The sequence below is a fragment of the Microvirga sp. HBU67558 genome, from assembly GCF_018069605.1.
GTDB lineage: Bacteria > Pseudomonadota > Alphaproteobacteria > Rhizobiales > Beijerinckiaceae > Microvirga > Microvirga terrae.
Map to the genome: position 1 here is coordinate 1 of NZ_JAGPUP010000298.1, position 1,002 is coordinate 1,002.

The following is a 1,002-nucleotide window of genomic DNA, read 5'->3' on the forward strand; positions in this document are numbered from 1 at the left end:
GGTCATTCACGGGGTGTCGATTGACATCCAGGACGGGGAGTTCGTGATCCTGGTCGGTCCGTCCGGCTGCGGCAAGTCGACCCTGCTGCGCATGATCGCCGGGCTGGAGAACATCTCCGGGGGCGAGCTGCGCATCGGCCCGAAGGTGGTCAACGACGTGCCGCCCAAAGAGCGCGACATCGCCATGGTGTTCCAGAACTACGCGCTCTACCCGCACATGACGGTGGCCGACAACATGGCCTTCTCGCTCAAGCTCAAGCGCGCCCCCAAGAGCGAGATCAAGTCGCGGGTCGACCGCGCGGCCGAGATCCTCGGCCTCGGCAAGCTCCTCGACCGCTACCCGCGCCAGCTCTCCGGCGGCCAGCGCCAGCGCGTCGCCATGGGCCGGGCCATCGTGCGCGACCCGCAGGTATTCCTCTTCGACGAGCCGCTCTCCAACCTCGACGCCAAGCTGCGGGTGGCCATGCGCACCGAGATCAAGGCCCTGCACCAGCGCCTGAAGACCACCACGATCTACGTCACCCACGACCAGATCGAGGCCATGACCATGGCCGACAAGATCGTCGTGATGCACGATGGCGTGGTCGAGCAGGTCGGTGCCCCGCTCGAGCTCTATGACCGCCCGGCCAACCTGTTCGTGGCCGGCTTCATCGGCTCGCCGGCGATGAACTTCCTCAAAGGCCATCTCCAGGGCGGGCGCTTCGTGACCGGCACCGGCATCACCCTGCCGGTGGCCAACGCGCCGGCGGCGTCCGACGGGCAGCCGATCATCTACGGCATCCGGCCCGAGCACTTCATGCTGGACGATGCCAACGGGGTGCCGGCCGAGGTGGCGGTGGTCGAGCCGACCGGCTCGGAGACGCAGGTCTTCGCCAAGTTCGGCGGGGCCGACGTGGTGGGCGTGTTCCGCGAGCGCGTCAACGCGCAGCCCGGCCAGCAGATCCGCGTCACCCCCGATCCCAAGCTCGTCCACCTCTTCGACGAGCAGACCGGAAAGCGCCT

General features: G+C 68.0%; 1 protein-coding gene. It reads left to right on the forward strand.

Going from position 1 to position 1,002, the window contains the following annotated elements:
- The coding region (locus tag KBI52_RS01340) for an ABC transporter ATP-binding protein (RefSeq protein WP_173944977.1) at positions 1-1,002 on the forward strand (1,002 nt) is incomplete at both ends.